General features: G+C 65.7%; 10 protein-coding genes and 1 pseudogene. 5 read left to right on the forward strand and 6 right to left on the reverse strand.

Annotated features, from left to right (window positions below; genetic code table 11):
• Nucleotides 1-52 precede the first annotated feature (52 nt).
• Together J7E96_RS13055 and J7E96_RS13060 are read left to right on the forward strand one after the other, a co-directional pair.
• Nucleotides 53-550 (forward strand): hypothetical protein, encoded by a 498-nt coding sequence (locus tag J7E96_RS13055; protein ID WP_251069828.1) that lies wholly within the window; start codon nt 53-55, stop codon nt 548-550.
• A gap of 68 nt (nt 551-618) precedes the next feature.
• The gene (locus tag J7E96_RS13060; protein ID WP_215130743.1) at nt 619-795 is read left to right on the forward strand and encodes a hypothetical protein; all 177 of its coding nucleotides are present in this window, start codon (nt 619-621) and stop codon (nt 793-795) included.
• A 295-nt stretch (nt 796-1090) separates the two neighbouring features.
• Here J7E96_RS13060 and J7E96_RS13065 read toward each other — a convergent pair whose 3' ends face one another.
• The 5 genes and pseudogenes from J7E96_RS13065 to J7E96_RS13080 all read right to left on the reverse strand — a co-directional run bounded on the left by J7E96_RS13065 (nt 1091) and on the right by J7E96_RS13080 (nt 5445).
• Nucleotides 1091-1240, reverse strand: coding sequence for a hypothetical protein (locus J7E96_RS13065; protein ID WP_215130745.1), 150 nt, complete (start codon nt 1238-1240; stop codon nt 1091-1093).
• Nucleotides 1241-1321: 81 nt separating this feature from the next.
• Nucleotides 1322-1756, reverse strand: a complete 435-nt coding sequence (locus J7E96_RS13070) for a VOC family protein (protein ID WP_215130747.1) — start codon at nt 1754-1756, stop codon at nt 1322-1324.
• Nucleotides 1757-2019: 263 nt separating this feature from the next.
• Nucleotides 2020-2199, reverse strand: a pseudogene (locus J7E96_RS38740) (hypothetical protein); the annotation flags it as partial.
• 71 nt (nt 2200-2270) lie between these two features.
• The gene (locus tag J7E96_RS13075; protein ID WP_215130748.1) at nt 2271-3440 is read right to left on the reverse strand and encodes an ice-binding family protein; all 1170 of its coding nucleotides are present in this window, start codon (nt 3438-3440) and stop codon (nt 2271-2273) included.
• A gap of 730 nt (nt 3441-4170) precedes the next feature.
• The gene (locus tag J7E96_RS13080; protein WP_308295926.1) at nt 4171-5445 is read right to left on the reverse strand and encodes a SpoIIE family protein phosphatase; all 1275 of its coding nucleotides are present in this window, start codon (nt 5443-5445) and stop codon (nt 4171-4173) included.
• A gap of 199 nt (nt 5446-5644) precedes the next feature.
• On the opposite strand from J7E96_RS13080, the gene J7E96_RS13085 reads away from it, so the two are divergent.
• Nucleotides 5645-6088 carry a GntR family transcriptional regulator gene (locus J7E96_RS13085; RefSeq protein ID WP_215130749.1) on the forward strand — a complete coding sequence of 148 codons (444 nt, stop codon included), beginning with the start codon at nt 5645-5647 and terminating at the stop codon, nt 6086-6088.
• Between the two features lie 5 nt (nt 6089-6093).
• Nucleotides 6094-6996, forward strand: a complete 903-nt coding sequence (locus J7E96_RS13090; protein ID WP_215130750.1) for a phosphotransferase enzyme family protein — start codon at nt 6094-6096, stop codon at nt 6994-6996.
• Here J7E96_RS13090 and J7E96_RS13095 read toward each other — a convergent pair.
• Nucleotides 6993-7343, reverse strand: a complete 351-nt coding sequence (locus tag J7E96_RS13095; protein WP_251069830.1) for a hypothetical protein — start codon at nt 7341-7343, stop codon at nt 6993-6995. The two genes, J7E96_RS13090 and J7E96_RS13095, sit on opposite strands and share 4 nt — an antisense overlap.
• 89 nt (nt 7344-7432) lie before the next feature.
• On the opposite strand from J7E96_RS13095, the gene J7E96_RS13100 reads away from it, so the two are divergent.
• Nucleotides 7433-8176 (forward strand): DUF5906 domain-containing protein, encoded by a 744-nt coding sequence (locus J7E96_RS13100; protein WP_285439448.1) that lies wholly within the window; start codon nt 7433-7435, stop codon nt 8174-8176.
• Nucleotides 8177-8230: the final 54 nt, after the last annotated feature.

The following is an 8230-nucleotide window of genomic DNA, read 5'->3' on the forward strand; positions in this document are numbered from 1 at the left end:
ACAGCCGAGGCGGGTCCATGCACCTCCACCACAACCGACGGAGGCACCACCCATGAGTATCACCACCGAGGCACCCGTAACACGGGACGCCCGCGATCTAATCAACCCTGAGGACCTCGTCGCGGTCACCGCTACCGTCCAGCGGAACAACCCCGGTATGGCGCTCAACGTTGCGGAGCTGGTCACCCTGGAGGCGCTGAAGTTCGAGGCCGCCTGCGCTGCGCATCCCCGTGCCCGCCTGAAGCCGTCCCGTGTGGTGGATGAGGGATGGCACGCGCTGATCCTGCACACGCGCGTCAAGGCGAGTCTGGCTGCCCGGCTGGGCATGTTCGTCCACCACGTGCCCGAGCCCCCGGACGTCGGCCGACACGACCCGCACGCCCTGACCCGCAGCCAGGAAGCGATCACAGCCGCCGGGTACACCCCGCGCCCCGACATGTGGGTCGCCCCCACCGACACCAGCATTCCCGTAGCGGCGTCGTGCGAGCACTCTGAGGGCGGCGGGGAAGGTACGTGCACCGGGGACTGCTCCAATACGGGCCGGAACTAACCGATGCTCTGGCCTCCGTTCCCCAACGCCCGTACGGTCGTTGGGGAACGGAGAAGGACGAGGCCGATATGCGCGAGTGGGTTGATCCGCGGTACGCGGATGTGGTGGACAGCTACCGGACACAAAAGGCGATGGCAGGGCCGCCTCCGAAGAGAAGCCGGGGCTGGGCCAGGAAGTCCTACGGAGACCCGTTCGTGATCGTCGTGGACCCGACAACCCAGAAGTCGCACACCCTCGGCCGCTGATTCTGTCCCACTCCTGCTTCTTGTTGCGCAGGAAGTTGCGCGGCTCGGTAGCGGCCTCGCGTGATCGACGTCAGAGCAGTGCTGGCCAGCAGTCGAGCGGCCGTCAATGGTCGTTGTTGGTCGCTTGGGGCCGCCCTTCGACGGCCCACAGACGGCCCCGCTGCACGCTGTCCCGTCTCTGACGATCTGGTCCGTGGTGACAGCTGTGACCTGCGGCGACCAGAAGAATTGAGACGCCGCGGCGTCGGAAATCTCAGTTGATCTGGTCCCGGACACGCGGATGTCTGGGGCCGTCTCAGCTGATCTGGTCCGTCTCTGCTGTCTCGAACTGATACCAGGCTTGGGTGCTCAGCCACCGCTGGTAGTTCTTGGAGATCGTAGGCAGCCCATCGGGCTGCTCGCGGTCACCGAAGAACTCGCCAAGGGATTGGTAGAGGGTGATCACGCTCTTGGTGTCGGCCTCAGGCGTGGGGGCGGTTCTTCGTCCTGGCCCATGGGGACAGAACGAAGACACGTTCGCGGCCCCTCAGTCGAGACAGAACTCGTTGCCCTCGATGTCCTGCATCGGGATGCACGACTCGTTGTCGTCATCGGCAAGCAGCGTTCGCACGTGCACCGCGCCGAGCGCGACCAGTCGTGCGCACTCGGCCTCGAGTGCAGCGAGGCGCTCTTCACCCACGAGCCCGGTGCCGACCCGCACGTCAAGATGAAGCCGATTCTTGACGGCCTTGCCTTCGGGAACGCGCTGGAAGTACAGCCGCGGGCCCACACCTGAGGGATCACTGCAGACGAACGCCGAATCCTTACGCTCAGGCGGCAGCGAGCGATTGTAATCGTCCCAAGTAGCAAACCCCTCCGGCGGCGGCGGTACGACGTACCCCAACACCTCGCACCAGAAACGAGCAACGCGCTCAGGTTCTGCGCAGTCGAAGGTGACTTGGAACTGCTTGATCGACGCCATCGGTCCAGCATATTGGCGTGTGCTGTTCACCGAGACCCTGGGGTGTCATCGCCGCGCAGGTCAAGGGCTCGCGTGACATGAGTAGCGCCGACGGACCAGATCGCCTGAGACGACGAGCGAATCGGACCGGATCACCTGAGACAGGGGCCAATTCGCATGAGACGGGCCACACGCGGGCCGAGCGCGAACGAACGCCACTGTCCTGTGACAACGACCCTTGAGCGTGTGCCATGGACGTTTGCTAGTGCTGTGACCGGAAACGATCACCGGGTTGGGCGGTCAGGTGCGGTTGCGAGTGGTCGGCCGCCCCAGCGGATGCTTTTTTCGCTGCGGATGCGGGCGCGCTCCCGGCGTTGGGCTGCCAGGACGTCCGGGTGTCGGGCGTTCACGTTGCGCCAGCGCAGGTAGTGGTGCAGCCGGCGCCTTCCCACTGTCACCAATGGCGCACGGCGGATTCGATGAGGACTCCGCCGTGCGCCGTCACGTGATGAGCGGGCTTACTGCAATGTGCTGCCTAGCCCTTGTGGCCCATGGGCTTGTCGCCGTAGCCGTAGCTGTAGACGTCGTCCTCCTCGCCGTGGCCGGGCTTGTCACCGTGTTCCGGCCCGCCCGGCTTGTCGTCGTGATGGCCAGGCCCGCCCGGCTTGTCGTGATGGCCAGGCCAACCGGGCTTGTCGTGGTGGCCAGGCTTGCCAGGCTTGCCGCCGGGCCCGCCGGTAGTGTTTCCGGCCGTGTTGCCCTGCGTGTTCCCGCCGGTGGTGTTCCCGGCGGTGTTGCCCGCAGTATTCCCCGAGGTGTTGCCCTGCGTGTTCCCGGCGGTGTTGCCGGAGATGCTCCCACCACCGGTGGTCGTGCCAGTCGTGGTTCCACCCGTGGTCGTGCCGGTAGTCGTGCCAGACGTGGTTCCGGTGGTCGTGCCGGACGTCGTTCCACCGGTGGTGGTCGCGCACTCGCCGAGGAAGATCCTGTTGGTGTCGAGCGTCACGGCACCGTTGCGGGCCAGTGCACGGCCCTCAATGTTCGCCCCCGTGGTCACGCTGATCGAGGTCAGAGCCATGATCGTGCCTACGAAGGTGGAGTCGGTGCCGAGTGTGGCCGAACTCCCGATCTGCCAGTACACGTTGCACGCCGAAGCTCCGTTCGTGAGGAGCACTCGGCTGGAGGACGCTGTCGTCAGCGCTTCAGGAATCTGGAACACCCAGACGGCGTTGGGGTTTCCCCCGGCGTCCAGGATCAGATCGCCGTTGAGTCCGACACCGGATACAGCAGTGTGGACGCCCGGAAGCAGCGTGTCGCCATTGCCGATTCCCGCCGGAAGCGCAAAGTCCGTGGCCTGGCCGGCCGCGTTGTTGTACGCCTGGACCAAGTCGGACTTGGCCTGTTGGGCGACAGCGTCCGCAGAATGCACCTCGCCGAGCACCACGCCGGGCGGGAACCCGCTGATGGCCGTCCCCGGGTGCACCCCAAGGTCGTGGTCGATCACGGAGGGGCCGGTGTTGGTGACCTCCGAACCCGCCAGAACGGAGAAACTGGCGGCTGTGCCCAGAGGTACGGGTGTCGCGATGGCCAGCGCCTGCGTCGGCGTCACAGCGACCATTACGGCGGCAACCGTTACGGCCAGAGCCGAGGCCAACCAGCCTGACAATGTGCGGCGCCGAGCCGCTTGAGGGAACTGCAGCTTCATCGAGAGGCCATTTCCTTTTTGATGGGGTCCGGAGCGTGGCGTACCGGGCCTACCGATCGCCCGGGAAGCCTTGTTTGTGTTGCTGCATATTACGCAGGGAAATGCGCGTGTCAGTAATAAGTAAGGGCAGAGGGGGAATGATTACGCATTCAATGGCGCGAAGTGCGATGAAAATATGTAAAGTCGCATTGCCTATCATCCGACAAAGCCCCCAATGCGCAGGGTGCTATTACTTCAGATGAGGGAATAGCACCTACCTGTTCCCAAGTCCAATCCAGTCGTGCTTGGTGAAGTGCTGCCAACCAGGTGATCTCACGAACTCGCCGCAGACGGGCGTGGCGATATTGCGCCTTCCCTCCACCCTTGGCTGTCCGGCTTGGACCATCTGAATCGTTGGGCCAGATGTGCCTTGACCAAGCGTCTCGCCCGCCCAGGCCCCACCTCCTGGTCGAAGAAGCCGAAGTTCACCGCTGACACTCCGCCGCAGGTCACGGCCGGTGCTGACACCACTGGGCGAACCGCTACCCGCTCGGGAACCTCAACAACAAGGCTCCGCCCGACGGACGTTCCTCCCATCCAACCAACACAGCACCAACCCGGTGATCGTTTCCGGTCACAGCACTAGGTGAAGCCGCTGGCCCGTCAAGGCAGGAAGAGTCAGGCATGTCCGCCGCCGACTGCTGAACGCTCGGCATGCATGAGGGCCTCCGCCGTGTTGGCGGCGGGTGGGTCACAGGCTGACGACGAGCAGGGCTATGTCGTCACGGGCGCCGCGGCTGACGGCGAGGTGGTCGAGCAGAGCGTCGGCGAGGTCCGGGGGGCTGAGCCCGGCATGGACGGCGAGTGCATCGGTGAGCCGGGTCAGGCTGATGTCGATGTCTTCGTCGCGGCGTTCGATGAGGCCATCGGTGTAGAGGACGAGGCTGTCACCGGGCCGGTAGGCGGTGCTGGCTTGCGGGCGGGGCACGTGTTCGGGCCGGGCACCCAGTGGTGGGTCCGTGGCCTGGTCGAGAAGCTCGTGGCTGCCGTCCGCGTGGAGGATAACCGGCGGAAGGTGGCCGGCGCTGCTGTAGATGATGAGGCGGGAGCGGGTATCGATCAGTGCAGTGACGGCCGTGGCGGCCAGAGCCCCTTCCACGGCGCGGGCATACATGCCCAGAACCTCGAGGGCGTGAGCGGGCGAGGTAACGGTGCGGCTCGCGGCGGACAGGGCGCTCCGGAGCATGCCCATGACGGTGGCGGCGTCCAGGCCATGGCCGACGACGTCGCCGACGGCGACGGCGAAGCGGCCCTCGGGCAGGTCGACGGTGTCGTACCAGTCACCGCACACGCTCAGTGAACCGACGGCGGGCAGGTAGCGCACGGCCACATCCTCGTGCCGGGCCAGGTCCGGGGAGTGCAGCATGGCCTCTTGCAGTGTGAGAGCGACTTTGCGCTCCTTGGCGTGGGCTATGCGCAGTTCCTCGTTCAGGCGCTGGAGTTCTCTGGCGCGGGCGTAGAGTTCCGCCTCCATCTCCTGTTCCAGCGGGCTCATCGATGCGACGAGCCGATGGATGCCCTGGCGGGCGCGCACGAACTCGGTGACGTCTTCCACCCGTGTGAGGACCCAGGCCACCTCTCCGTCCGGTCGCAGCACCGGAGTGTGGATGGGGGACCACCAGCGTTCTTCGAAGCGTCCCGGCCGGTCAGGGACGGGGATGTCGTAGCGCAGCATGCCCATGGCCTGCCGGTTGCCGGTCTCCAAAGCGCGCTTCAGCGCGACGGATACGCTTTGCGGCCCGTCATCCTCCCGATCGGCGGGGTTGTCGGGAAAGGCTTCGAAAAAAAACTTTCCCACCAGGGCCTCGGCGCCGTAGCCGGTGGCGAGGCGAAACGACTCATTGACATCCACGATCACGAGATCAGGGTTCAGCACCAGGCACGGGCTGGGAGTGGCGGCGAACAACGCTCGGTAGTCGATCTCTCCCGAGTCCGACTGGATAGCGCCCGCCGTCCTGACGTCCACCCTTCGAGTCTACGAAGAGGCCCGACCGGGGGCGACTCCGCAGGCCCCCCGACCCGCTGCCGCACCGACGCGAATAGACGCGGACAGGTGAACAGGCCCCACCATGGCAGCTCGTCAGGGGCAGCAGTCAGCATGCGAAGCTACACATAGGTGAGCCACCTCCGGCGCATCAAACCAAGGCCAACGAAGAGGAGATCGAGTGCCGCAGGCCAGTCCGCGAGGTACGTACTTGCAGGTCTCTGAGTCTCTGCGTCAGAAGATCAAGAAGGGCGAGATCGCTGAGGAGCTGCCGTCTCAGGCAAAGCTCATGAGCACCTTTGATGTAAGCCGCAGCACCGTTGAGCGGGCGCTGAACACGCTCAGGGCTGAGGGGGTCATCGAGTCCGTGCAGGGGGCCGGCTGGTACGTGGCGGGGACTGGTGACCGCCGCCCGTTGGTCGAGAAGGTGACTGATCTCCTGCGTGCTGACGGCGTCAAGGTCGGTGACCGCTTCCCCACCGAGAAGGAGCTCTGCGAACAATTCGGGGCTTCGCGGACTGCGGTCCGCTCTGCCATCGCCCAGATGGAGGGGCAAGGGCTGATCGGCAAGGGAGCGACACGGGGGCGGGAAATCGGTTCGCTTCCCGTCAGGCAGGGAGGCTAGACGGGATGACGACGAGCCAACACGCAGTGTTCGACGCCGCAGCGGCTGGGGACATCCTGCGGAGGGCGTGCGCCCTCGCCGACGTGGACCCGGACGGCATCGAGATGCTGCGGTTCGGCGATCATGCCGTCTTCCGTATCGACGGAGGCCGGGTCATCTCGCGCGTCGGCCGCAGTCCGGATCGTCTGCCGTCTGTGCGCAGAGAGGTAGCCGTAGCGGGTTGGCTCGCCGCCGCGGACTACCCCGCAGCGAGACTCGTCACGAAGGCGGAACAACCCGTCATCGTTGACGGTCACCCTGTGACCTTCTGGGAAGGGCTCGCGGACGGCGAGACGTACGCCAGTACGCGCGAGATGGGCGACCTGCTGCGGCGGTTCCACAGTCTGGAGCCGCCGACGTTTGCCCTGCCCGAACTCCGCCCCTTCGAGAAAGTCGAACAGCGCTTGGAGCGGGCCGTAATTCCAGCCGGGACCAGGGCCTATCTCGTGTCCCTGACAGATGAGTTGGTAGTGGAGTACGACCGTTTGAGCTTCGTCCTTCCGACGGGCCCCCTGCACGGAGACTTCAACATCGGCAATGTCCTGCGCGATGCAAACGGGCGCCCGAAGGTCATCGACCTGGACGGCTTTGTGACCGGACCTCGCGAGTGGGATCTCATGCAGACGGCGATGTACTACGACAGCTTCGGGTGGCACACGGAGGCCGAATACGCCGACTTCGCGGACGGCTATGGTTTCGACGTCCGGCAATGGTCCGGATACACCGTGCTCCGCAAGGTCCGAGAACTGCTCATGGTCACGTGGCTGTCGCAGAACGCCGGCACAAATCCGCGCGCAGCCGAGGAAGTCGTGAAGCGGGTAGAGACGCTGCGCTCAGGCGGCTCACGTCGTGACTGGGCGCCGTTCTAGGACGGCGCGCCGACCTGTCGCCAGAGGCGGAAGCCGCGGGCCTGTTCCGCGAAGTCGCGGAACTCCGCGGCCCGCTTCATGCTGTCCGTGACGCGGTCCTGGAACTCGCGCACGTACTGCACGCAGCGCGCCGACTTCAGTCCCTCGCCGAGCCGCAGCGCGCTCATTGCGATCTCGTATCCTCGCGTAGCCTCGCCCTGATTGATGTATGCCTCTGCCTGCACCATGGTCGCGAAGAAGTCGCTGCGGTTGTTCAGGCCGTCGCCAAAGATGGAGCCTGCGCCCCGTTCCGTGGCTTGCGCAGAGCGCCCCAGGTCGCGGAAGCAGTGCCCGAACTCAGCTGCCAACTCCACTTCGTCGAAGTACGCGATGTACGCCGGATCGCTGTCTGCCGTACGCAGGCTGAGGTGACGTTCCGCCTCAGACAGGGCGAGGTCTGGTCGGCCGCGAGAACCTCGCCGGACCCACCCTCGCCGGACTCGGCACCAACTTCGGCCTGGCCTCCCTGCTGGGCAAACCACTCGCCGTCATCTCCGACGCACGGCTGTCCGGACACGACGGCGGACAGGTCGTCGAACGGCTGTTGACCATCTCCGGGGAAGACACGATCGACATCGACCGCAAGTACCGCGATGCGTGGACCGGCAGGCTACCCACGCGGCTGATGATCCTGACCAACGAGCTGCCTCACTTCGGCGACTCTTCCGGGGTCATCGCGCGTCGGTTCGTGGTGCTGAACATGACGGTCTCCTGGCTCGGCAAGGAAGACACGTCCCTTACGGACAAGCTCGCCGCTGAGATGCCCGGGATCATCAACTGGGCACTGGACGGGCTGGCACGACTGGAGTGCAACGGCCGGATCACCGAGCCGCCCTCCAGTCGGGAAGCGGTCATCACCATGCAGGACACCGCCTCCCCAACCAGCGCGTTCGTCCGTGAGCGCTGCACCACCGGACCGACGTGCAGCGTTCCCGTCGACACACTGTGGGCCGTCTGGCGGGAGTGGGCCGAAGACAACGGCGTGCGCGCGGTCGGAACCAAGCAGATGTTCGGCCGCAACCTGCTCTCCGTCGTCCCCCAGCTCAACCGGACGCGACCCCGGGACCACTACGGCCGGCAGGTGGCCACCTACAACGGGATCACCCTCAACCTGTCCGACCCGCATTCGCCTGAGTCGTGACTCATCGCGACTCAGAGGGGGTTGGCGGGTGCTTGAGTCGCGATGAGTCACGAC

It is taken from the genome of Streptomyces sp. ISL-96 (assembly GCF_018614035.1).
GTDB lineage: Bacteria > Actinomycetota > Actinomycetes > Streptomycetales > Streptomycetaceae > Streptomyces.